Genomic DNA, 24,145 nt, shown 5'->3' with positions numbered 1-24,145 from the left:
GTCGGATTTTGTAGCCGTACTCCGTCGCGTTAGCCAACAAGAAAGGCCACCCAATCGGGTGGCCTTTCTTGTTGGCTAACGCGACGGCAACTTCGTTTCCACGGTGTGCAAGCTCGTTTCCATCGTATGCGATTCCGGATTGCATACCGCCCACAAAATCCGATAATTCCGACCAATCCGATAAATCCGCGGTTCAGACAGTAGTTTTGCACCCTTATGAGCCGAGCCAAAAAAATAGCCCCCGAGTTACTCCGCAACGTCACCATTCAGGACATGGTGGCCGAAGGCAAATGCCTGGTGCGCGTCGAGAACCTCGTCATTTTCGTGTCGCAGGTCGCCCCCGGCGATGTCGTGGATTTGCACGTCACCAAAGCCAAGAAGACCTTTTTGGAAGCCGTGCCGGTGAAGTTTCACCAGTATTCCGAGCTGCGCGTGACGCCGTTTTGCCAGCACTTCGGCACCTGCGGGGGCTGCAAGTGGCAGCACATCGGCTACGATACCCAGCTGCACTTTAAGCAGCAGCAGGTCATCGACCAGCTCACCCGCATCGGCAAAGTTGAGCTGCCCGAGATTCCGTTTATCCTCTCCTCGCCCCAGCGCACCTACTACCGCAACAAGCTCGAATACACCTTCTCGGACAACGGCTGGCTCACCACCGAGCAAATCAACGACGACACCCAGACCTTCGACCGCAACGTGCTGGGCTTCCACACCCCCGCCCGCTTCGATAAGATTATCGACGTGCAGCACTGCCACCTCCAGGCCGAGCCCAGCAACGAAATCCGCCTTTTCATCCGCGACTACGGCCGCGAGCACGGCCTCGAATTCGGCAACATGGTGCGCCAGACCGGCAACCTGCGCAACCTCATCATCCGCACCGCCCAGAGCACCGGCGAAATCATGGTGATTCTGCAGTGCTACCGCCCCCACGAGAGCATCGAGCCCCTGCTCGACGCCCTCTACGCCAAGTTCCCCAGCATCACCTCCCTCAACTACGTCCTCAACAGCAAGGGCAACGAAACTTTCCACGACCTGGAAGTGGTGACCTACAAAGGCAAGCCCTACATCGAGGAAGAGATGGAAGGCCTGCGCTTCCGCATCGGCCCCAAGTCCTTCTACCAAACCAACTCCGAAGGCGCCCACCAGCTCTACAAAGTAGCCCGCGATTTCGCCGCCCTCAAAGGCGATGAGCTCGTGTACGACCTCTACACGGGGGCCGGCACCATCGCCAGCTTCGTGGCCCACCAGGCCCGCAAAGTCATCGGCGTCGAGTACGTGGAGCAGGCCGTGGCTGATGCCCACGTCAACGCCGAAATCAACAATATCACCAACATGGAGTTCTATGCCGGCGACATGAAGGACATCCTCACGGCCGACTTCACCGCCCGCCACGGCCGCCCCGATGTCCTCATCACCGACCCGCCCCGCGCCGGCATGCACCCCGACGTGGTGGCCCGCCTCCTGGAGCTGCGCGCCCCTCGCATCGTCTACATCAGCTGCAACCCCGCCACCCAGGCCCGCGATTTGGAACTGCTCGATGCCGCGTATCGCGTGACGCGCGTGCAGCCGGTAGATATGTTCCCGCACACGCACCATGTGGAGAATGTGGTGGCGCTGGAGTTGAAATGATTATGTGGCTGAATCAGAAGAAAGTTGCTAAAGCAATTCAAGAAGGTATGTTACCTAAGTCCGTTGATTGGTATGGCGGCTTTGTAGGTGTGTTTATCTGCTTCCTTCTCTGGATAGCTTGCGGCTCAATTCTCTTCTTCGATTCTTTTACTCCAGCTCAGGTCTTGTTTATAATGGTTTTTGCAGGGCTTAGCTGCCTCTCTTATTATGGAGTATATAACCTGCTCCATGAGCGAAAATTATTTCAAATTCAAACTGGGTTGAGCGCAGCCAATAATCACCAGTTGTTGACAACCACATTTAAACAACTGGACTGTAGTACTTCACAGAATAATCTAACGATTATTCAAGCCTCCGTTTCGAATAAATGGACTGAATTGAACCGGGAGGCAATTGAGCTAATTTCAGATAACACTGTGCATTTGGCTATAGTGGAAATTAGCAGTACCAAAGGCAGATTTCCATTTTTCCGAAGAGGCGATAACGAGAAATTGAGTCTGCTGGTGAATAAGATTAATGAGCAACTGAATAAGCTTTAGTGACCACTATTATGGACTACTTCAACGACCCCGAACTCAACGGCAAATACCTCGGCACCATCACCAAGGATTTCGTCGTCGTGTGCGACACCCTGCTCGAAGCCTCTTCCCAGATTCGCAAGGGCGACTTCAGCCAATACCCCATTTTCGTCTTTGCCAAGCAGGAAGTGCCCCTCGGCGGCCTCCTCGTCAACGCCGACGACCTGAACCTGGACTGGCACGTCTTCGCCAGCTACCTGGAGCTCTTCATGCAGCAAGGCATCATTGAACCCGACGGCTTGGCCTATTTCCAGGCTAATTACAAAGACCCCGACGAGTTCTGCTGCCTCTTCGTGCTCGATAAGGAGTTCACGAAGTTTGTCTTCGTGCCCTACCCGGAGGATTAACCGAAACCAAGCAGTCGAACAAAAAAGAACGTCATGCTGAGCGCAACCGAAGCATCTCTACCGCGAGAGTAATTATTTACTACTGCGGTAGAGATGCTTCGGCTGCGCTCAGCATGACGTTCTGGTTTTAATATTCCGGCGGGCTTTAGCCCACCAGCTGCTGCTCACTCTGCGGCTGCGGAATCCCCCGCAGCGCCTCCGCCAGCAGCTGATAGGAATACACCCGCGCCTCGTGGCTGAAAATGTTGGATACCACCATGATTTCATTCACCTGCGTCTCGTCCACAAACGCCTGCAGGTCCTGCTCAACGGTGGCCTTGCTACCGATGAAGGCACAGGCCAGCATCTGCTCCACGGTGTATTGCTGCGCCGGCTCCCACAGCCCGGCCATCGACTCGACGGGCGGTTGCAACGGCGCGGGCCGCCCCTTGATGACGCCCAGCATAAACTGCTTGAGCGAGGTGGCCAGGTGCTGCGCCTCGGCATCGGTATCGGCGGCCACCACGTTCACGCAGGCAATAACATAGGGCGCGGCCAGCGCGGCCGACGGCCGGAAGTTCTGACGGTAAATCTCTAGCGCCGCAAATAGCTGGCCCGGCGCAAAGTGGCTGGCAAACGCATAAGGCAGCCCCAGCGCGGCGGCCAGGTAGGCGCTATCAGTGCTGGAACCCAGAATCCAGATGGGCACCTCCAGCCCCTCGCCCGGAATGGCGCGCACGGTGGCGGTGCTGTTGGCGGCCGAGAAATAGGCCTGCAGCTGCTGAATGTCGCGGGGGAAATCCTGCGGGCCACCGAAGCGGCTGCCCCGAATGGCTTGGGCCGTCACCTGGTCGGAACCAGGCGCGCGGCCCAGCCCCAAATCAATGCGGCCCGGATAGAGCGAGGCCAGCGTGCCCAGCTGCTCGGCCACCACCAGCGGTGCATGGTTGGGCAGCATGATGCCGCCCGAGCCCACCCGCAACGTGCTGGTGCCGCCCGCGATGTAGCCAATCAGCACTACCGGCGCCGAGCTGGCCACGCTCGCCATGTTGTGATGCTCGGAAAGCCAGTATCGGGTATAGCCCAGCTTCTCAACCTGCTGCGCCAGGTCCAGGCTGTGGTGGAAAGTATCGGCCGGCGTGCTGCCGGCATTTATAGGGGCCAAATCCAGCACGGAGTAGGCCAGGGGAGCAAACGAATCAGTTGTCATGAACGGAGAATTAGAAGGAAGAGGCCGCCGGCCAGCAGCTACAAGCCGCAAAGGGGCCGTGGCGGACGATGTATAACGCTTCAAGCGGGCAATTGATTCTTTTGCTTCTGTTATCAAAGCCAAAAAGCCCCAACGGGCACCCCAGACGTTGGCGAACATCTGGGGTGCCCGTTGGGGCTTTCACTTAGTGGGTAGCGTAGTAGCGCGGACTTTGTAGTCCGCGCTACTTTTAATTGCGGCGCTGTACCGGCAGGTCTTCCAGCTGCGCGTAGCTCAGCTTCCAGGTATTATCGGCGGCTTTTTTCCAGAAGAAAATATAGTTGCCTTCGCCAAAGCCGGCGGGCTCGCCGGGGGCGGTGGGCTGCACATCTACCGAGAACGTGCCGGCCTCGTAGGTGCTGTTGTCGTCGGTATTGCTGCTGCTCACGCTGGTTTTCAGGTTGGCGATGGTCGGAATCGTGGCGCTCACCCATTTCTGGCCTACTTCATCCTTGCCCTTCCAGTGGGCATTGCCCTGCACAAAGGTGATGTCATCGGCCATCATGCCGGTAATTTTACCCGTGTCGCGGCTATTCCAGGCCGTGACAAAGTCGCGGTTCAGGTTCTGCACGTTGGCCGTGTCGGCGGGCGCTTTCGAACAGGAAGAAGTGAGGGCGGCGGCGGCCAGCAACAGGCTACAAACGAGGGATTTCATACATCCGGGGAATTGGTGAAAGAAATAGTGGCGGGCAGCTGTGCCCACCGCGGCAACTGGTCAGAAACAATCAACCCCCGGGCGCGGGCGCCCAGGGGTTGCAAAATAATGCGAAGTGGCAATTACCAGCTTTTCCGGCGATACTCGGAAGTGCCATAGGGGTGCGAAGCATCGCCGTAGGCAGGGTTGGGCAGGTAAGCGGCGTTTGAGGGAGCCGGCTGCGCGGCGGGCTGCATGCCGCCCACCATGGTGCTGGAAGCCGTCAGGCTATTGGCGGGCACCAGGGCCGTTTGCGTGGTGCGGGTAGTGGTAACGGTCGGGCGGTTGCGGGCCAGGGCCAGCTCGCGGCGATAGTTAGCTTCGCGGGCGGCCACGGCGCGCTGCTGGGCGGCGGCGGCGGCACGCTGCTTGCGCTTGTTGTCGATGTGCTTACCAATACCGTAGCCAATAGCACCACCGGCCACGCCACCTACCACGCCACCCACAACCCGATTGCGCTTGTTGATGATGGCTCCGGCAGCAGCCCCGCCCAGGCCACCGATAACGGCACCTTTGGCCTGTGGGCTCCATTGCGCATGGGCAGCCGGAGCATGAAACGAGGTGAGCAGGATAATGAAAGCGAAGAGATACGGGAGCTTATTCATGGCCGAAGTCATTAGGGAATGAGAGATTTACTCGGAACGTAAGAGTCGGCTTGACAAGGAGTGTGCCAGTTCCGAAAGGGGCAGTTGCCGGGCTAAACGATAGCGGGCCCTAAAAGTTTATTATCGGACCCGTTATCTAAATTTAAAAACGGATGTTACGCCGGCAGCTCTTGTGCCCGGTGTTTCAACGAGCAATCAGAAACAGCCGCTACATAAGCCACTGCATAGCATTGGAGTTGTTTAGAAAGTCACAAAAGGTCCCCGAACGGTCATGCAGCGCTGCGCGCTGCATGACCGTTCGGGGACTTTCTAAACAGCTTCATTAGTTAAAAACTAGTCCAGCCCTGCGCCTGCAACGGCACTGCCTGCCCGGCCTTGGTCACCAGGTTGGTCCCGTCAGATTTGTCCGTGAGGTGGCCGATGATAGTGATATCGGGGTGGTTCTTGATTTTTTCGTGGTCCGTAACCGGTACCGTGAACAGCAGCTCGTAGTCCTCGCCGCCATTGAGGGCGCAGGTGAGCGGGTCGAGGTTGAACTCGGCCGCCGCCTCCAGCGTGGGGTTGGCCAGGGGCAGGAATTCGGTGAACACCCGCGCGCCCGTGCCGCTGGCCGTGCACAGGTGCAGCACTTCCGAAGCCAACCCATCCGAAATATCAATCATGCTGGTGGGCCGGATGCCGCGCTCGCGCAGCTCGTGCACAATGTCGAGGCGGGCCTCGGGGCGCAGCTGGCGCTGCACGATGTACTCGTAGCTGGCCAGCTCGGGCTGGGTTTCGGGGTCGGCCAGGTAGGCTTGCTTTTCGCGCTCCAGTACCTGCAGGCCCAGAAAAGCGCCGCCCAGGTCGCCGGTCACGCAGAGCAGGTCGGTGGGCTGACCACCGCTGCGGCGCACGGCCTCGCCGGTAGCCACTTCGCCCAGTACCGTGATGGCCAGCGTGAGACCGCCCCGGCTGGCGGTGGTGTCGCCGCCCACCAGGTCTACGTTGTAGGCCTCGCAGGCCAGGCGCATGCCGGCATACAGCTCCTCAATGGCCTCCACGGTAAAGCGCGGGCCGGCCGAAAGGGCCACCACCAGCTGCGTGGGCAGGGCATTCATGGCGGCCACGTCCGACACGTTCACGGCCACGGCCTTGTAGCCCAGGTGGCGCAACGGGCTGAACGAGAGGTCGAAGTGAATACCCTCCACCAGCAGGTCGGTGGTCATCACGGTATCGGTGCCGGCGGTGGGCCGGATGATGGCCGCGTCGTCGCCGATGCCGAGCACGGTGCCGGGCTGGCGGGCCGTGATATTGGCCTGCAGGCGGCGGATAAGGGCAAATTCGCCAATGGCGGAAAGGGGCGTGAGGTTATCGGACATAGGTTGTTGGTGGTCAGTTGCTCGGGGGCAGTTGTCAGCATCAACCCACCCGCCAAACAGCCGGACAACCGGCCACGAGCAGCTGACAACTACCGCACAAAAGTACGCCCACAAAAAAAGGAGAGAATTGCTTCCCTCCTTTTTCGCTTTCAGATAACCGGCCGTTTATTCAACCACCAGCTCTTTATAGATTTTGGTCTGGCCGTCGGCGCTCAGAATCTGCACGAAGTACAGGCCGGGCTTCAGGGCCGAGATGTCGAGCTGGAGCTTTTCCTGGCCCTGGCCTTTGGCCTCGGCGCTGATGGCCTGGCCCAGGTTGTTCAGCACGGTAACGCGGCCCACTTTGGCATCTTTGATTTCAACCGTAGCAAAGCCATGGGCCGGGTTGGGGTACACGCTGATGTTTTTGTCGAACTTACCCAGCGTGCTCAGCACGGCCTGGTAAGTGCCGAAGGGACCTACGTAGTCGTTGTGGCTGCCCAGCTGGTCGTAGAGCTGGCCGGCGGGGTTTGAAGTCCCATTTGGGCCGTTGAAGGCCGTAGAGTACATCACCCACTCGTCGGCAATGTTATAGCCGCCCGCGGCACGGGTGGGTGGGCAGGTAGCGGGAACAACGTTCTGAGGAGATGGGTTAACCCGGAGGCCGCGCGATACGGTAGCCCGACGGGTGATGGACTGGTTGGCCGAAGCCACGAAAACCGCGTTGGTGCCGGTACCGTCCAGGGGGTTGGTGCCGCTCCAGTTGCCGCCCGTTGCGCAGGTCTGCAACACAGGTCTTTCACCAATCACGCCAATCAGGTCCACAATCACGCCATTGCCGGAGCCCGCCGTGCCGCTGGGGTAGCGCACCAGGGCCATTGCGTCGTCGCCGTTGAAATAAATAGGGCCGCCACCAAGGATTACCGTGGGAAGGGTGGTCACGCCGTATTCGGCGCTGAACTGGTTTGCGACGTTCACAATAGCCGGAATGGTCGCTTGACCGCAGGCCAGCACGAAGGTTGTGCGGGCATTCATACTGTTTATCCCCACAGCGGCATGTGCCTGGTTGCTGCGGAACAATTTCTCTTCCTCCACTACCGTTAAACTGCCGTTGGAGTAGCGCCGCACCGAGTATGGGTTCAGGCTGACGGTGTTATTGGTCGGGTTGAAAATCTCCAGGGCTCGCTCGTTGCCGGTCGAGGGGGCCGTACCGCCATAGGTTACGCCCATCTGGTGGGCTCCCTCGTTGTATTCCGAGAAAAACAGTTCCGTACCTTGGGCATGGGCAGCTCCGGCCAGCAGCAAAGCAGCAGAGAGCATTAAGTATTGCTTTTTCATATTTTTTGGAATGTGTAATGTCAGTGCAACGGCAAAGATACAAGCTTTTTATAGCTGGGTTGATTACGATACGGTGTACACAAAAATCACTTTTACTCTACATAACCCGAGTGAGATGAGCCGGTGGGCATGCCGCACATACCGAATAGCCTCGTTTGGGCGTTGCAGCCCGCATTGCCCCATCGGCATCGGGGCTGCCCCCGTTTGGCCCGGCCACGCATTTTTTCACCTGGCCCCGTAGCTTTGCCATGTCGGGGCTTTTTCCTTCCAGGCTTTTTTCTTTTATGCGCACTTTCTTTTCTTCCCCGGTTAAAACCGCTGTGCTTTCGCTGTTGATTTTTGCGGGCTGCGCGGCTTCCTGCAAGCGCGATGGGGCCAAAACGGCGTCCTTCGACCCGGCTTCGGCGGCAGCGGCCAAAGCGCAGTTCGATGTGCTGCGCGATTCCGTTGACATCAAATGGCGCAACATGACGGAAAGCGACGACCAGAAAATCGGCATCACCCGCCTGCTGCTGCGCGAGCTGAAGGGCCAGCCCGGCATCACTGCCACCCAGCTGCAGGACCTCGACCGCGCCAATACCCACCTCAAGGCCCGCCGCTACACCCAGCAAACCATGGCCAGCTCCGACCTGATTGACCAATACGACACCGCCCAGGACTCGCTACTGAAAGCCGTGTACCCCGTGGCCGCCCCCAACGGCAACGCGCCCACCGAAAATGCTCGCAACTTCGTGGAGGGCATTCAGCAGCTCGATGCGGGCGTGGTGGCATTTCGGGTGCAGTACGACCGCGCCGTGCACCAGTACAACGACTACCTCAAGCTGCACCGCGCCGAGCTGGAATCGCTCGGCAGCAAGTACGCCAACCTGCAGCCGCTGTCGTTTTTCACCATCGGGGACAAGTAAGCCGGAGGCTCACTATTCAAGTGGAGCAGCATTGATATAGAGCGGCAATCAGGTATCTTTAAGCCTCAGGCAATCAATACAATTCATCAAACGCCCCGCCTATATGCACACCGCTACTTTCTTCCGCCGGCTGCTGCCGGCCCTGCTCCTCAGCAGCCTCGCACTGGCTTCGTGCGAGGGCTGCAAAGACCACGACCCACGCCCCAGAGGCAAGTGCGGCTCAAAAACCCCGACTACTACTTCCGGCACGACGCCAGGCGGTAATTCGTAAGAATAGCATTTGGTTTAAAACAGAGAAGGCCGGCGTAATTGCCGGCCTTCTCTGTTTTAAACCAAATGCTGACTGGATTACAGCGCGGCCATTTCCTCGCGCACGAAGTCGGCCAGGGTGCGCAGGTACTCAGTGCTGAAATCGAAGCGGATGCCGGCGGCGGCATAAATCTGGCCGATGGGCGCGGTGTAGCCCAGGGACAGGGCGCGCTTGTAGGCGGCCAGGCCCTCGATGGGGTTCTGGCGGAAGTTGCGCCATACGGCAATGGCCCCGAGCTGCGCCATGGCATACTCGATGTAGTAGAACGGCACTTCGTAGAGGTGCAGTTGCTTCTGCCAGAGGTAGGGCTTGAAGTTATCGAGGCCGGCCCAGTCCACGGTGCGCTGGTTGAACTCGTCAAAAATCTCGACCCAACGCTGGTGGCGCTCGGTTTCGGTGTGCGTGGGGTGCTCGTACACCCAGTGCTGAAACTTGTCGATGGTGGCTACCCACGGGAAGGTTTCCAGTACACTTTCGAGGTGGGTTTTCTTGGCGCGACGCAGGTCTTCCGGGTTGGGGAAGAAAACGTGCCACTGGTCCATGCTCATCAGCTCCATGCTCATTGAGGCCAGCTCAGCCACTTCGGACGGCGGGTGCTTATCGGCTCCCAGTGGCAGGCCGCGCGTGAGGAAGCTGTGCACGGCGTGGCCGCCTTCGTGCAGCATGGTCACCACGTCGCGCAGCGAGCTCGTGGCGTTCATGAAGATGAAGGGTACGCCGGTTTCGTCCAGCGGGTAGTTGTAGCCGCCGGGGGCTTTGCCCTTGCGGCTTTCCAGGTCGAGGTGGCCCATCTGGCGCATGGTGCGCAGGCAGTTGCCGAGGTAGCTATCGAGCGTTTCGAAGACGGTGATGGTCTTTTCCAGCAGCTCCGCGCCAGTGCCGAAGGGGCGCAGCGGGGGCTGGCCGCTGGGGTCCACGTCGAGGTCCCAGGGGCGCAGGGCAGGCAGGTTCAGGTCCTGGCGGCGCTCCAGGTCGAAATCGTCAATCAGCGGCACCACCGTTTCGCGGATGGCGGCGTGGAAGTTGAAACAGTCCTGCGGCGTGTAGTCGAACCGGCCCAGGGCGGCAAACATATAGTCGCGGAAGTTGGCGAAACCGGCATTCAGTGCCACCTGGTGGCGCAGGCCGATGAGTTCGGTGAAGAGCTGGTCGAGGGGCTTGGCGTCCTGCAGGCGGCGGGCCTGAATGGCGCGCCAGGCCGTTTCGCGCACGGCCCGGTCGGGGTTCTTGAGGCGGTCGGCAGCCTGGGGCAGGGTCAGGTCGTAGCCGTCGAGGGTCACGTTCATGGCCCCCACCGTGGCGGCGTACTGCTGCTGCTTGGTGCTGATGTCGGTTTTGAGCGGGATGTTTTCGGCCCGATAAATTTCCGAAGCGCGGCGTACCGAGCGCAGAAACACGCCGTAGCGGCCTTCATCCAGCCCGGCCAGGTGCGGCGAGGCCAGCATCTTTTCGTTGAGGGCGTGGTCGTAGGGAGCCACCAGCGGCTCCACTTCGTTCACGAAATACTGAAAGGCTTCGGAGCGCGCCGGGTCCTGCGTGTCGCAGGTCATGTGGATGTAGCGCCAGGCGAGGTCTTCGCTCAACGCCGATTCCAGCTCGGAGCGGTCGAGCAGCCAGCGCTCCAGCTCGGCGGGCGTGTGCACCGGCCGAGCCTGCAATTCCTGGAAGAAGGGCTCAATCGTGGCCCAGTCGGTCACGATAAAGTCCTCGGGCAAATAGTGGCGGGGCGGCCGGCTCGTATTGGTAGCCGACTCGGCGGTAGGTTCAGCAAGAAGCATCATATTACAAGTATAGTAGAACGAAATCCAGGATAAGCTTTAGTAACCTTCACTTGCGGCAACAAACGCCGGGCCGGACTATTTTTTTAAGGGTGGCTCGCGTCTGTCATGCTGAGCGCAGTCGAAGCATCTCGCGTGGGAGTAGTAATTCAATTGTTGGCTATGCCGACCTTCGGTTAAAAAGGATTAGTGGTGGCACGCAAGATGCTTCGACTGCGCTCAGCATGACGTTCCTACTTTGCCTTCTACCCTATTTCAATCACCACATCATCCGTCATTGGGTGGCCTACGCAGGTGAGCACATAGCCCTGCTTCAGCTCCGAATCGGAGAGGCCTTCGCGCTCGTCGAGGTGTACTTTGCCACTCAGGCACTTGCCCCGGCAGGCGGTGCAAAGGCCGGCCTGGCACGAATACGGCAGGTCAATATCCTGGTCGAGAGCAGTATCGAGAATAGTTTTGCCGGCGGGCACTTCGATGAGGTACTCGCTGCCTTCGTACTGAATGGTGACGGTGCGGGTGTTCTTTATCTTATCATCGGGGCGGGCCGATACGTCGCCGTGGCCGCTGGGCTGGGCGGCGGCCAGCTCGGCGGTGTCGGCGCTGGCCACGAAGCTTTCGCGGCGAATGCGGGCCTCAGGCACGTTCAGCAGGCTGAGGGCGGCCTGGGCTTCGGCCATCAGGCCCTCGGGGCCGCACATGAAGTATTCGGCCTGCTCGGCCGGAAACTGGTGGCGCTGCTCCAGAATGCGCAGGAGCATGGTGCGGTTTACCCGGCCGGTGTGGCGGTGCGGCGCCATGGGCTGCAGGGGCTGGCTATACACGTGCTCTACCTGCAGGTGGCCATTGGAGCGGGCTTCGATGTCGGCAAGCTGCTGCTGAAAAATCACAGATTCCTCGTTGCGGTTGCCATAAATCAGCAGCACGTAGCTCTGGGGCTCGGCCGCTACCACGGCTTTCAGCATCGACATGAGTGGCGTGATGCCCGAGCCGGCCCCGATGAGCACCAGCGAGCGGGCCGCCTTGGGGCTGGGGCTGAGGGTGAAATTGCCGAGCGGTTCCATTACCTCTATTTCCTGGCCTACTTTCACGGTATCAAGCAAATAGTTACTCACCAGGCCGCCCACCACGCGCTTCACCGTCACGGACAGGCGCGGGGCCTCCGTGGGCGTGCTGCTGAGCGAGTAGGCCCGGCGCTCCTTTTTGCCGCCCGGCCCGCAGGGCACGATAAGCGTCAGAAACTGGCCGGGACGGCTGGCGATGGGCGCCCGGTCGGGCCGCTCCAGGTGAATGGTGACAGAATCGGCGGTTTCCTGGGTGAGGGCAACGACGGTGAGGGTATGGTACATTGAGCGAGATGAGCGAATGGAAACGAGGGGCCACGGGGCGGCGCGCTCGTTCGCGGTAAAGCGGTAACAGAAATGCGGACCGGATGATAAAAACATTCCCACCGGCCCACCGGCAAAGGTAACTTGCCAGCCATATTACGGGTTTGCGGACGGGCCGTTTTCCTTTGTTGTTTCACGTTTTTTAGTCTTTCAGCGCTTGCTCTCCACCCTGCTCCAACGTCACCAGGCCAGCTTTGGCCCTGTACTGCCCGTCGACCTCAACGACCCCGCCGTCGCCCGCCTCGATTTCACCGCCAATAACCCCCAGATAACCAGCGCCGACCTGCGCGACACTGCCGCCTTCGACCAGCTCGTGAATACCATACTGGCCGAGAAAAACGCCACCATTGGCATCGGTGGCTACCTCGAAAACCGGGTTATCTACCGCCGCAGCACCCATTTTGGGCCGGGTGCGGCCGAGGAGCCCCGCTCCCTGCACCTGGGCGTGGATGTATGGCTACCGGCCGGCACACCAGTACTGGCCCCGCTGCCAGCCACGGTCCACAGCCTGGCCGACAATGATAATTTCGGCGACTACGGCCCCACCGTCATCCTGCAGCACGAACTGGAAGGGACGGTTTTCTACAGCCTCTACGGCCACCTCAGCCGCGCCGAGTGGCAGGCGCTGCGCGTGGGCCAGGTACTGCAAAAAGGCGAAGCATTTGCCATCGTCGGCCCTTTCCCGGAGAATGGCGACTGGCCGGCGCACCTGCACTTTCAGCTCATGGCCGATATGCAGGGCCGGGTGGGCGACTTTCCCGGCGTGGCGCGGCCTAGCGAGCGGGAAGCATGGGCGGCCCTGTGCCCTGACCCGAATCTGGTGCTGCGCAGCCGGTATATCTGACCACGGATTGGCACGGATTTAAACGGATTTTGTAGCCAACCAAATAGCCAGCCAAAACCAACAGGAACCCAACAGAAAAGGCTTGCCGGGTGGCAAGCCTTTTCTGTTGGGCAGCAGCCAATAATCGACTGCAAAATCCGTGAAATCCGTTTAAATCCGTGGTCAGTCGAACTTAATGGCCACCACGGGCTTAATCCGCGAAATCAAGTACGTGGGAATCAGCACGGCCAGCAGCGAGGCGGCGAAGGTGGCCACGTTCAACAGGATGAGCATTTTGGGGTCCCAGGAAATCGGCACGCGGTCCATGTAGTAGTTCTCGGGGTCGAGGGGAATGACTTTGAAATAATACTGGATGGCGCAGAAGCCCACGGCCACAAGGTTGCCGATGAGCATGCCGCGTACCGTGAGCGAGATGCCCCGGAAGAAGAACATCCGCCGAATCTGGTTGTCCGTGGCCCCCAGCGCTTTCAGGATGCCAATCATGTTGGTGCGCTCCAGAATCATGATAAAAATGGTGGCCACCATATTGAATGTGGCCACGAAAATGATTAGGAGCAGGAAGATAATAACGTTGCGGTTGAGCAACTGCAGCCAGTCGAAAAGCTGGGCGTACTGCTCCGTTATTTTGTCGATTTTGAGGTCGTAGGGCAGGCGCTCGTAGAAATTATCAGCGGTTTTATCGAGTGTTTTGAAGTCCTTGAGCACCACTTCCATACCGCCCACCAGCGAGTCGGGCCAGGCCGGCGAGTTCAACTCCCGAATCTGGCGAATGTCGCCGATGACGTACACCTCGTCAAACTCATCGAGGCCGGTGGAATAGATGCCGCTGACGCGAAACTGCCGGATGCGGGGCGGATTCTGAATGAAGTAGAACAGCGCTTTTTCACCCACCGCGAGACGCAGCTTATCGGCCACTTTGCGCGAAATCAGCACATCATCGCTGGCCGCAGAGTCGGGAAAGCTGAGGAATTTGCCGGCCACCAAGTTCTCGCGCATGGGCGACAGGCCGTCGGTTTCGGCAATGCCCTTGAGCACCACGCCCAGCACTTCATCTTTGGTTTTGATGATGGCCGTTTTGACGGCGTAGGGCTGCGTGAATTTTACCTCGGGAAACGCGTGGAGCTGCTTCACCAGCTTGGGGCCGGCGATGGGGGCTACTTCGAGCGAGTTGTTGGTGTCGTAGCGCGAAATCTGGAGGTGCGCGCCGAAGGAGAAGATTTTATTCTGAATTTCGTTGCGAAACCCTTGCAGGATGGCAAACGACACCACCATCACCGCCAAGCCCATGGCAATGCTGATGATGGCTATTTTTGTGACCGACGCGGTGAAGGAGCCGGAATCGGCTCCCCCGTCAATCTTCTGCGAAATGTAGCGGGAGACATTCATTGTTCGGCCGTAAAGCTACGTTTTGAACCGGTACCAGCCGCGCTCCCGGCTTCAAGGCCCGGCCGGGTCCCAAACCGGGTTCTGTTTTTTCGCCTTTTTCGCACTGTTTAATGATTGGGTTATCCGTTAAAATCACCTTGTCGATGCTGCTGGCCCTGCCGGCTTGCAGCACCGCCCGCCCGGCAGCACCGGCCACGCCGCATACGTTGAGTACCCCGCCCCGCGTTGCCGCGCTCACCGTGGGAGCCGAGCGCCTGGAAAAATACCTCCCGCAGCTGCAGGGCAAGCGCGTGGGCCTGGTCATCAACCAGACCTCGCGCGTGGGCCGCGCCTACCTCGTGGATACGCTGCGGGCCCGGGGCATAAATGTGACGGCCATCTTCGCCCCCGAGCACGGCTTCCGGGGCGAGGAGGCCGATGGGGCCACCATCACCGACGGCCGCGATGCCCGCAGCGGTGTGCCCGTACGCTCGGTATACGGCAAAACCAAGAAGCCCACTCCCGAAATGCTGGCCGACGTGGACGTGCTAATTTTCGATATTCAGGACGTGGGGGCGCGTTTCTACACCTTCATCAGCACACTGCACTACGTGATGGAAGCAGCCGCCGAGCAGGGTAAAACCGTCATCGTGCTCGACCGCCCCAACCCCAACGCCGACCTCGTGGACGGCCCCATCCTGGAGCCGGCCCACAAATCCTTTGTCGGCCTCGACCCGCTGCCCATTGCCCACGGCCTCACGGTGGGCGAATTGGCCACGATGATTAACGGCGAAAAATGGCTGGCCGGAGGCAAAAAGTGCGCCCTCACGGTGGTACCGCTGGCGGCCGGCTACACCCACGCCACGGCCTACGCGCTACCCATTGCCCCGTCGCCCAACCTGCCCACCGCCCACGCCGTGGCCCTCTACCCCAGCATCTGCCTGTTTGAGGGCACCAACGTGAGCGTGGGGCGCGGCACCAGCACGCCGTTTGAGGTGATTGGCAGCCCCACGCAACCGGCCACGCGGCCCTACACCTTCACGCCCGCTCCCAATGCCGGCTCGCCCAGCCCGCCCCTAAAGGGCCAGGTCTGCCACGGCCTCAACCTGGCCGGTGTGCCCACCCGCGCCGCGTCGGGCGGCCTGGTGCTGAGCTATCTGCTCGATTTTTATCAGCAGAGTACTGACAAGGCCCATTTTTTCGGAAAGTATTTCGAGGAGTTATCCGGCACGAATAGCATGCGCGAGCAGATTATCGCGGGTAAGACGGAGGCAGAAATCCGCGCCTCATGGGCACCGGGGCTGAACAAGTTCAAGGCGCTGCGCAAGAAATACCTGCTGTACCCGGAGCGGTAGGAATGGCTCCTGCGCGTTGTGGCCATTCGGCGTTTTCTTTGCACCATGAATACTCCCCTGCGCCTGGTTTTCATGGGCACCCCTGATTTTGCCGTGCCCACCCTCGAAAGCCTGCTGGCCTGGCCCGGCGGGCAGGTGGTGGCCATCGTCACGGCTCCCGACCGGCCGGCCGGGCGCGGGCGGCAGCTGCAGGCCTCGGCCGTGAAACAGGCCGCCGAAGCCCACGGCCTGCCCGTGCTCCAGCCCACCAACCTGAAAGCACCCGAGTTTCAGGCCGAGCTGAAATCCTACACCGCCGATTTACAGGTGGTGGTCGCCTTCCGCATGCTGCCCGAAGCCGTGTGGGATATGCCCCGGCTGGGCTCCATCAACATTCACGGCTCGCTGCTGCCGCAGTACCGGGGCGCGGCCCCCATCAACTGGGCGCTGATGCACGGCGACCAGGAAACGGGCGTCACGTCCTTCTTCCTTCGCCACGAAATTGATACCGGCGACCTCATTTTCCAGGATAAAATAGCCATCGCGCCAGAGGACGACTTCGGCAGCGTGTACGACAAGCTCAAACTGGTGGGCGCCGCCCTGGCCCGCCGCTCGGTGGAGGCCATCGCGGCCGGTACCGCGCCCAGCATCCCGCAAGCGTACAGCACCGACCTGCGCCCCGCGCCCAAGCTCCAGAAGGAAACCGGCCGCCTTGATTTCAATCGCCCCGCCGCTGAGCTGGTGAATTGGGTGCGCGGCCTCTCCCCCATCCCCACTGCCTTCGCAGCCCTGGCCGATGGCCGGATAATCAAGATTTTCCGCGCCGCCACGCTGCCTTTCGGTGATGAAAACCCCGCCGCCCCGGCCGGCACCTGGGCTTCGGACGGCAAAAAATATCTGCGCGTAGCCGCCGCCGATGCCTGGCTTGATTTGTTGGATGTGCAGCTGGAGGGCAAGAAGCGGATGCCTGTTCAGGAGCTGCTGCGTGGCTTTAAGCTGCCAGCATAAGTATGTAGGGGCGGAGCGACGCTCCGCCCCGCCGTCCGCTCCATTTCAACGATTCCCTTCAGCGACGGGCGGAGCGTCGCTCCGCCCCTACACCGTTCAATTCTAACTCCTCCCCCAAAACCAATGGTTTCCTTCGTCGTAGCCGTAGCCGAAAACAATGCCATCGGGAAAGATGGTGAGCTGCCCTGGGGCCACCTGCCCGATGATTTGCAGCACTTCAAGCGCCTCACCCTGGGCCACCCCGTGGTGATGGGCCGCCGTACCTTCGACAGCCTCGGGCGGGCCCTGCCCAAGCGCCCTAACATCGTGGTGACGCGCCAGCCCGGCTGGGCCGCCCCCGGCTGCGAAACGGCCGGCTCGGTGCCCGCCGCCCTGGCCCGCGCCCACGAGCTGGACGAGGAAGTATGCGTGATTGGCGGCGGCGAAATCTACCGCGAAGCCCTGCCCGCCGCCGATGTCATCTACCTCACCGAAGTGCACCACAGCTTCGAGGGTGATGCCTTTTTCCCCGTCCTCAGCCCCACCGACTGGCGCGAAGAAACCCGCGAGCGCCACGAAGCCGACGAGCGCCACGCCTATGCCTTCAGCTTCGTAACGCTGCGGCGGCGGTGAGGTGAACTCGTGAGATAGTGAAATGGTGAGTTTGATGTTCCATTAGCGCTAATGGAACATCAAACTCACCATTTCACTATCTCACGAGTTCACCATTTACCGCATGAGCACCAGCTTGCCCCAGTCGTTTTTGAAGGCTTTGTCGCCTCCCGTGGCGCGGTGGCCAAACTGAGCACCGGGGTCGTCGAGGGCCACGCGGTAGAGGTAGGTGCCATTGGCGAGGCGGTCGCCGTAGGTGTCGGTGCCGTCCCAAGCGAAATCGGTGATGTTGTTGCCGATGTGCAGCGGGCCGAGCTCGTTCATGAAAATCTCGCGCACCACCTTGCCCGTGAGGGTCACAATCTGGATTTTCATGTTGCGGGGCAGCTCCTGGCCCGTCAGGGTGAATACGAAGCGGGCCTTGCTCACCACCGGGTTGGGGTACGGGTACACGTTGGAGATTTGCGAGGCGTTCACCACTTCAAACTTCACCTGGAAGTTTTGCGCTCCGGCGCTGGTATTGCTGGCGTCGCGGCCCTGCACCTCCAGGGTGTACATGCCATCGGGTAGCGGGCCGGTTTTGCCAGGCTCATAGGTGAGCTTGGCCACGCTGCCGTTGGTTTGGTCGACGCTGAAATGGAAACTGTTGCTGTTCACATCCAGCACGGCGGGCACCGTCTGGCCAGGGCGTTGCAGCAATACCGTGAAGAACGAGGCATCGGTGATATGGCGAAACTTGTCCTCGTCGTTGAGCTGAATATTGATGATGGGCATCGCCGATACCAGCTCGCCGTTGAGGATGTGACGGCCATCGAAAGCCACGTCGAGGGTCGGGGGCACGTTGCGGTCTGTTACCGTGAAGGCGGGCAGCGACAGCTCGTTGTTGGCGTAGTTCTGCTCGCGCTGGAGGCGGGGGTTCACTACCACTTCCGTCACGAAGGTGCCGAACTGGTTGGTCATGTCAAGCTTGACGGGGATGGTCAGCGTCTGGCCCGGTAGCAGCACCGTGCGCGTGGTCAGATCTATCGACTTGGCTATCGGCTGGCCCGTACCGGTTGAGCGCAGGTTCACACGGGTGATGAGCGGCGCGGCAAAGGGCGCATCCGAAATATTCTCAAACTTCACCGGAAAGCTGATGTAGGCCGAGTCGACGGCCTGCCGCGCAAATTTGGCCGGGTCGTAGTCGGCGGCAGTGGCCAGGTCGCGCCGCACCACGCCTTCGGGCACACCCTGCGAGGTGACGAGCCACTGCTCCAGTTGCGGCGGAATGCGGGTCACGGCGTCGGACAGGGCCAACTCCAGGCGCAGGTAGGGATAGGCTTTGGCCGAAACCAGGGTGGTCAGCGGCTGCACGGCGGCCGTCACATTGGGTAGCACCACAGTTTCGTGGCCCAGCGAGTCGATACCCACCACTCTCAGCGTGTGCTGGCCATTGGGCGTGAGGTTGCGAATGGTGCTGTAAAGGTTGGTCCACTGCTTGGCCGGGCCAATACGCATCGAAAGGATGCGGCCCGAAGAGCTGGCCAGCTGCAAGGTGTCGCGCAACACAATGGTCTGAATATTTTTGGCAATGGTGCTGCTGGCATCCGGTCCAATTTCGTGCACCAAGCGGCCGGTAGTGGCCGTGAGCTTCTGGCCGAGCAGGGCCAGAGGTTCCCCATCGGCCAGCCGGCCGATGAGCTGCGAGCCCAGCAGGGTTTGCAGACGGGTTTTGAGGGCCGCCGGAAGCAAGGTGTAGCGCAGGCGGTTGGCCGATACCACGGCCACATAGGAGCCCGCCGGAATATCCGTCAGGAAAGCATTGAGCTGCTGCTGACGAATAGCGCTGTAGTTCAGGTTGTCGAGGGTATCGACCGGCGTGTTGCCGTTGGCCGGGTCGGCCGCCGAGAAGTAGTAGAAATTATCCGGAGCCTGCCCGCACCGCTGGTAGCTGGCCGGCATGGCCACCGGCAGCAGCGAAGCCCCGTTGTACACGGCAATCAGCAGGTTGGGCGAGCGCACACCACACCCGTACACGGAGGGCAGCCCCGCCGCCGTGCGAATGTAAATACCCGCCCCGCTCAAAGAAACAAAGTTGGGCAGGCTGCGGGGCGGGCCGCCACCCTGCGTGCGCAACACCAGCGGCACCCGCGTGGCGGCAAACGCCCAACGCTTGGTAGGAGCCTTCACTTCTACACCGATGCGCGCATCCTGCCGGAACTGCGTGTAGTGGCTCTGCGACCAGCCGCCGGGGCTACCCGGAATTACGCGCAGCGAAGACGTGGCCCAATCACCGCTTTCGCCGGTCCCGGGGGTGTGGAAACGGGCGCGCCAGTACCACACCAGGCTGTCGCGCTGGCCCAGGCGGGCGGGCAGCGTGGGCGTCCACTCCGCCAGCAGGCCCGCCGTTATGGTGGTGCGCTGCACGGCTCCATTGAAGGTGGCCACGGTATCAATCTCGAAATCGTAGTCGCGCTGTGCGCCCAGCAGGTTGTTCGATTGCACCACCAGCCGGGGCTGGTTCGAGCCGGCGATGGCAAACTCCGTGGGGTTCAGTATCGAAACGCCCCCGCTCAGAAAAGTATAATCGATTTGGGCGGAGTTGTTGTTTTCGTTGGATTCCGCAATCCGGTTGTTCGGGTCCAGCATCACCACAAACGTGCTGCCCCCGCTGGTTCCCACGCTGTTGCGCATGGGCAGGGCGTAGGTAGTATCGGGACCCCAGGCGGCCCGCCGGGTGAAGCTAAACACCGAGTCGGCCCGGTTCAGGGCGGCGGGAAACTTCCGCGTTACCCGAATTTCCAACGGCTCGTAGGGAATTTTGCCGGGGTTGGCTACACCTACGTTCAGCACAAAGTCGTGCGAATCAGCCCGCACTACGGTCTGGCTCGGAGCGGGCACAATGGACAGCCTGGCCGCACTGGCAATGAAATCGGGCAGTGGCGGCGCGTACAGGCTCAGGGTAGGGTCACCCTGCCAGCCGGTACACAGCAGCTGCTCTTTTTCGTAGTCCTGCGTGAAAGAGCTTTGCAGGCGGCGCACCACCTCGTCGTGTACTACCGTAATAGGCTTACCGTACCAGGCCGGGTCGTTGAAAAGGAGTTTATAAAGCGTGTCCTGGGCAATACTCAAGGGAGTAGCGTAGCTGAAACCCGATTCTGCCAGCGAGCCCAGTGCGCCCTTGCGGTCGGCAAAAAGCCAGTCTTCTACCACTGTAGGGGCCCGGGTGAAGGTGCCATTAGCAAAGCACCCGGTCAGAAATAAAAATGGATACTTACGGTAGTTGGTAAAAGATGGCATGGTAGACGGCATGCCAAAATTCAACGTAAAAGCGGTGGCACCCGCATGCCCGAAATAAGAAATCAAGGAAACGCCAGCATTAAGCTGGGACGAAATATCAACGGCAACCGGCAGCGGCGTATTCCGGACCTCCGTTTCGACGTGCCCGCCGAACAGTGGGCGCTCGACCCGGGCCTTCGCCGCATCCATATAAGACTTGTATTCAATTGCTTCACCGGCATCCTTAGCTCCCACCAGGTGCAGCACATTTTTGCGCCACGGCTGGGACCCCAGAGGCTCCAGATTCTGCGCATCTTGGTCGATTACCTTATTCAGGTAATTCATTATCTGCTGCGGAGTGGTCACGGTGAGGCGGCCAGTGTGCAACCGGGCCACGAAATTATTGTTGAAGTAATCGGCCGTCAGCAGGTTATCCGATACTGAGCGGGAACTGGTGGGCACCAGGTCCAGGCTGAATTCGCCACCCCGGGCGAAGTACGAGCCTTGCACCGGCTCGCTGGGTACAATGCCCTTGCCCAGCAACAGCAGGTAACGGTTGGTCGCATTGGGCGTAGCCGCTGCCAGCCACCGCGAAAAATGACGTAGCGCCAGCCACGATTTTTCGCCGTAGAAAAACTGGTCGTACAGCTGCTGCGAGGTCACCATAAGCGTGTCGTAGCGGCCGCCGGCCGTCGAAGCGCGGTAGTTGGCGTAGGCGCGGGCCGCGTTGGGTACCGTGCCTACGGCACCCATCAGTTGCGGGTGCGTGATAATGGTGAACGTAGGCACCGCCGGATTGATGGTCCGGAACCGAACCCGACGGGCCGGCAGGGGCTTTGGCAACGTAGCTTCATCGGCCAGCATGAGGCGATGCGTAATCGCCGCCGTGGCGCCCGGAAAGACGAAGCGCTTCAGCGTTGCGCTGGCACCTTGTGTGCCCACTACCCGCTGCACGTTGTACAAGTCGTTGATATCGAAGCCAGCCACGGTGGCGGGCACATCAGCCAGCTCGTAGGTGGCGGCCCCCGTTAGCAGAGAATCATTCTGAAAAAGCAGGCGGTTGCGGCTGGCCAGCCAGGCCGGAGCCTGCGGAACAGTGGTGCGCAGGTAGTGCGACACGAAATAATCGCCGGCCGCGACTGGCGCAACGCTTTTCAGCTTGATGATGACCCGACCGGTACTGCTAACATCGGAGGCCTGCAGCGTGAACGATTGCCGGGCCCGCACCAGTCCTACGTAGTTCATCACCCCCAGCACCCGCTCGGCTCCACCCCCCGTGGGCGGCACCACAATCACCTGCGTATGGTGGGGTGTTCCCACGCCGCCAGAGCGCTGCGAAAAGTCCTGCGCCCCGAACAACACCACCTCGACACGAGGCAGCGGCCCGGTGGCAGCAGGGCTCACCGACACAGAATCAATGGTATACGTCAGCTCATTATTACTGGCATTCATATAAAAGCCCTCACCGGCCTGCATCCAGGGCAAGTAAGTACTCAGTTCCGGCGGATAGTCCTGGAAGCCCTCTATGCGCAGGGTCAGCCGTTCGCGCAGATTGTGCGGATGCACGGTGCCGCCGGCTGCTACCGGCTCCTGCATGTGGCGACCGGCGGTGCCGGCGCGCCAGGTCAGGAAGTAGCTGGCCGTATCGGTGTACAGGCTGAAGTATTGATGCGGCTGGTCAGCAGGGTTTTTATAGAGCTCCGCATCGAGCCGGCCATCGTTGTGCACGGCGTAGAATTCGATGAAAGAAGTGGCATCCAGCGTGGTGCGGCTGCCGCCCACGTAGGTGGCAATTTCCCGGCCGCGCCGCCAGATTTGGAGCTCGTTGGGCACCACGCCGGTAATACCGGCTTGGGTCAGGTACTGATAATCAATTTTATATAATCCATCCCGCACTATTTTCATTTTATAGTACGTCTGGCCGGGCACAATCCACTCATTGCCCACCGGGCCGGACTGGGCCTGGGCGGTAGTACTGCTCAGCCACAATCCCACCCACATCAACAGCACTACCCATCGCCGCGTCGAATACGTGTACTTTTTATTCATTCTATTTTGAAAATTCATCTATTTACAATACTATCCATCAGGCACCTATGCAGCTATTTACCAACCTGGGCTGCTATTTGAAGCCGTAGCCCAGTGATACAATCAGGGAGTTGGTCTGGGACGCGCTGCCCAGTTTCTCTACGGCCAGGCGCGAGAGCGCCAGGTCGATGCGCAGTCCGCTCACGGCTACGCCGGCCCCAAGGCTGTACTGGCCCTTCCACTGCAGGGACTGGTCAACCACACTGCTGATTTTCTGGAAGTTGCCAGCCCCACCACGCAGGAACACGAGGTTCTTGTAGCCCAACTCCACGCCCAGGCGCGGGTCCACGCTCACGGTTTTGCTGGAAACCAGGGTGTTGCGCTGGCCATCGGTAGTGGCCTCCAGGTCGACGGCGACGAGGGCGGAGAACTGCTTGGGGAGGTCGAAGCGACGGCCCACACCCAGCACGAAGCGCGGCAGTGTGATTTCGGTGCTGTTTTTCGGGATGGAATCCGACTTGATAGCCACGTTGCTGTTCAGCCCCTTCACGTACTCGGCCGAGTTGATGTTCCAGGAATTGAACGTGGTGGTGATGTCGCGGGCCATCAGGGCCATGTTCCAGCCCTTGTGGTTGTACTGCACCCCGGCATCAATACCAAAGCCGTAGCCGTGGGCAAACTTGCCGATGTTACGGTAGATGATTTTGCCGCTGCCGCCCACGCTCAGGCCTTCCACGCCCAGCTTGCGGGCGTAGGAAAGCAGCAGCGCGTAGTCGGCCACCGAGAAGTACTCAATCTTGCTGTAGTCGACGTAACCGTACTCATTTACCAGGGCGCGGGTATCGGCGATGTTGTCTACGCCCAGGCGCAACACACTCACACCCAAGGCACTCTTATCATCGATGGGCATGGAGAAAGCGGCGTAGTCGTTTTTCACCACCCCCGAAAACAGTTCGGAATGCATCAGTACGCCGTCGTACTTGTGGGTTTGGTTGGTGAGGCCGGCGGGGTTCCAGTAGCCGGCGGTGGCGTCGGTGGCCAGGCTCACCTGCACTTTGCCCATGCCCAGGGCCCGGGCCCCCACGCCAATGTTCAGAAATTCGTTGCTGTACTTGGGCGTTTTGGTAGACTGCGCGGCGGCCGGCAGGGCCAGCGCGGCGGTGGCTCCCACGAGGGCCAGCCCGCGGGCAACAGAGGAAAATTGGGACATAGAAAGGCGACTAGTAAAGTTTGCGCGGACGGAACGCAAGTTACTTCATTATAGTGCGTCCGGCCCCGCGAATTTCGGGCCAAACCGCCGGATACGCGCTGTTCGGCCAACGGCAGAAGTGGCGTTGCCCGGCTTTTGACGGCCCGCAACGCCGAGGTTCGGGCAAGGCACGGACCATTTCACCCACTCATAGCCAGGCAAAAGCAGGTATTTTGGGGGGACACCGCCTTAATTATCGAAATTTTATCGCTGATAATCAATACGTAATATCATATTCAATTGGATTTGATGGAATTATTTATCCAGTACCTTGCGTTACAAAGTACCTACCATACATTTGTACTGTTCGTCACCCACTAGTCAACCTACTCGC

19 protein-coding genes are annotated in these 24,145 nt (G+C 60.2%); 9 read left to right on the top strand and 10 right to left on the bottom strand.

The window, feature by feature from the left end; all coding sequences use genetic code 11:
* Positions 1 to 216: 216 nt before the first annotated feature.
* Genes rlmD through KQ659_RS07715 form a run of 3 tightly spaced genes read left to right on the top strand, consistent with a single transcriptional unit; the run spans position 217 to position 2,554 of the window.
* On the top strand, positions 217 to 1,629 hold the full coding sequence (gene rlmD / locus KQ659_RS07725) for a 23S rRNA (uracil(1939)-C(5))-methyltransferase RlmD (RefSeq protein WP_216689314.1): 1,413 nt from the start codon (positions 217 to 219) through the stop codon (positions 1,627 to 1,629).
* A gap of 2 nt (positions 1,630 to 1,631) precedes the next feature.
* On the top strand, positions 1,632 to 2,168 hold the full coding sequence (locus KQ659_RS07720; RefSeq protein WP_216689315.1) for a hypothetical protein: 537 nt from the start codon (positions 1,632 to 1,634) through the stop codon (positions 2,166 to 2,168).
* Between the two features lie 11 nt (positions 2,169 to 2,179).
* Positions 2,180 to 2,554 carry a hypothetical protein gene (locus KQ659_RS07715; RefSeq protein ID WP_216689316.1) on the top strand — a complete coding sequence of 125 codons (375 nt, stop codon included), beginning with the start codon at positions 2,180 to 2,182 and terminating at the stop codon, positions 2,552 to 2,554.
* Between the two features lie 145 nt (positions 2,555 to 2,699).
* Here KQ659_RS07715 and KQ659_RS07710 read toward each other — a convergent pair whose 3' ends face one another.
* From KQ659_RS07710 to KQ659_RS07690, 5 genes are all read right to left on the bottom strand, one after another.
* Complete coding sequence (locus tag KQ659_RS07710; protein ID WP_216689317.1) at positions 2,700 to 3,743, bottom strand: LLM class flavin-dependent oxidoreductase; 1,044 nt, start codon at positions 3,741 to 3,743, stop codon at positions 2,700 to 2,702.
* A 229-nt stretch (positions 3,744 to 3,972) separates the two neighbouring features.
* On the bottom strand, positions 3,973 to 4,437 hold the full coding sequence (locus KQ659_RS07705; protein ID WP_216689318.1) for a YybH family protein: 465 nt from the start codon (positions 4,435 to 4,437) through the stop codon (positions 3,973 to 3,975).
* A gap of 122 nt (positions 4,438 to 4,559) precedes the next feature.
* On the bottom strand, positions 4,560 to 5,081 hold the full coding sequence (locus tag KQ659_RS07700; protein WP_216689319.1) for a glycine zipper domain-containing protein: 522 nt from the start codon (positions 5,079 to 5,081) through the stop codon (positions 4,560 to 4,562).
* 326 nt (positions 5,082 to 5,407) lie between these two features.
* Positions 5,408 to 6,439 (bottom strand): thiamine-phosphate kinase, encoded by a 1,032-nt coding sequence (thiL, locus tag KQ659_RS07695; RefSeq protein ID WP_168674145.1) that lies wholly within the window; start codon positions 6,437 to 6,439, stop codon positions 5,408 to 5,410.
* A gap of 165 nt (positions 6,440 to 6,604) precedes the next feature.
* Positions 6,605 to 7,756, bottom strand: a complete 1,152-nt coding sequence (locus KQ659_RS07690; protein ID WP_226929873.1) for a T9SS type A sorting domain-containing protein — start codon at positions 7,754 to 7,756, stop codon at positions 6,605 to 6,607.
* Between the two features lie 284 nt (positions 7,757 to 8,040).
* Here KQ659_RS07690 and KQ659_RS07685 point away from each other — a divergent pair, with 284 nt between their 5' ends.
* Together KQ659_RS07685 and KQ659_RS07680 are read left to right on the top strand one after the other, a co-directional pair.
* Positions 8,041 to 8,661 (top strand): hypothetical protein, encoded by a 621-nt coding sequence (locus tag KQ659_RS07685; RefSeq protein WP_216689321.1) that lies wholly within the window; start codon positions 8,041 to 8,043, stop codon positions 8,659 to 8,661.
* Positions 8,662 to 8,764: 103 nt separating this feature from the next.
* Positions 8,765 to 8,932 carry a hypothetical protein gene (locus KQ659_RS07680; RefSeq protein WP_216689322.1) on the top strand — a complete coding sequence of 56 codons (168 nt, stop codon included), beginning with the start codon at positions 8,765 to 8,767 and terminating at the stop codon, positions 8,930 to 8,932.
* Between the two features lie 77 nt (positions 8,933 to 9,009).
* Here the strand turns inward: KQ659_RS07680 and KQ659_RS07675 are convergent, their stop codons facing one another.
* Together KQ659_RS07675 and KQ659_RS07670 are read right to left on the bottom strand one after the other, a co-directional pair.
* Positions 9,010 to 10,752: a M3 family oligoendopeptidase gene (locus KQ659_RS07675; protein WP_394369629.1), complete on the bottom strand. Its 1,743-nt coding sequence runs from the start codon at positions 10,750 to 10,752 to the stop codon at positions 9,010 to 9,012.
* 242 nt (positions 10,753 to 10,994) lie between these two features.
* On the bottom strand, positions 10,995 to 12,095 hold the full coding sequence (locus KQ659_RS07670) for a 2Fe-2S iron-sulfur cluster-binding protein (RefSeq protein WP_216689323.1): 1,101 nt from the start codon (positions 12,093 to 12,095) through the stop codon (positions 10,995 to 10,997).
* Positions 12,096 to 12,291: 196 nt separating this feature from the next.
* On the opposite strand from KQ659_RS07670, the gene KQ659_RS07665 reads away from it, so the two are divergent.
* The gene (locus tag KQ659_RS07665) at positions 12,292 to 12,978 is read left to right on the top strand and encodes a peptidoglycan DD-metalloendopeptidase family protein (RefSeq protein ID WP_216689324.1); all 687 of its coding nucleotides are present in this window, start codon (positions 12,292 to 12,294) and stop codon (positions 12,976 to 12,978) included.
* A gap of 162 nt (positions 12,979 to 13,140) precedes the next feature.
* Here the strand turns inward: KQ659_RS07665 and KQ659_RS07660 are convergent, their stop codons facing one another.
* Positions 13,141 to 14,364 (bottom strand): ABC transporter permease, encoded by a 1,224-nt coding sequence (locus KQ659_RS07660; protein WP_216689325.1) that lies wholly within the window; start codon positions 14,362 to 14,364, stop codon positions 13,141 to 13,143.
* Between the two features lie 110 nt (positions 14,365 to 14,474).
* Here KQ659_RS07660 and KQ659_RS07655 point away from each other — a divergent pair, with 110 nt between their 5' ends.
* The 3 genes from KQ659_RS07655 to KQ659_RS07645 all read left to right on the top strand — a co-directional run bounded on the left by KQ659_RS07655 (position 14,475) and on the right by KQ659_RS07645 (position 17,297).
* Positions 14,475 to 15,698 (top strand): exo-beta-N-acetylmuramidase NamZ family protein, encoded by a 1,224-nt coding sequence (locus KQ659_RS07655; protein WP_216689326.1) that lies wholly within the window; start codon positions 14,475 to 14,477, stop codon positions 15,696 to 15,698.
* Between the two features lie 45 nt (positions 15,699 to 15,743).
* A complete protein-coding gene (gene fmt / locus KQ659_RS07650) occupies positions 15,744 to 16,685 on the top strand; it encodes a methionyl-tRNA formyltransferase (RefSeq protein ID WP_216689327.1) in 942 nt (313 codons plus the stop codon).
* A 123-nt stretch (positions 16,686 to 16,808) separates the two neighbouring features.
* Positions 16,809 to 17,297, top strand: coding sequence for a dihydrofolate reductase (locus KQ659_RS07645; RefSeq protein ID WP_216689328.1), 489 nt, complete (start codon positions 16,809 to 16,811; stop codon positions 17,295 to 17,297).
* A 96-nt stretch (positions 17,298 to 17,393) separates the two neighbouring features.
* Here KQ659_RS07645 and porU2 read toward each other — a convergent pair whose 3' ends face one another.
* Entirely contained in the window at positions 17,394 to 22,583 is a 5,190-nt protein-coding gene (gene porU2 / locus KQ659_RS07640; RefSeq protein WP_216689329.1) for a putative type IX secretion system sortase PorU2, read from the bottom strand.
* A 73-nt stretch (positions 22,584 to 22,656) separates the two neighbouring features.
* Complete coding sequence (locus KQ659_RS07635; RefSeq protein ID WP_216689330.1) at positions 22,657 to 23,772, bottom strand: putative type IX sorting system protein PorV2; 1,116 nt, start codon at positions 23,770 to 23,772, stop codon at positions 22,657 to 22,659.
* Positions 23,773 to 24,145: the final 373 nt, after the last annotated feature.

Source organism: Hymenobacter siberiensis (assembly GCF_018967865.2).
Taxonomy (GTDB): domain Bacteria; phylum Bacteroidota; class Bacteroidia; order Cytophagales; family Hymenobacteraceae; genus Hymenobacter; species Hymenobacter siberiensis.
The sequence above is the reverse complement of the archived record's forward strand: the minus strand, read 5'-3'. Positions and strand labels throughout refer to the sequence as shown.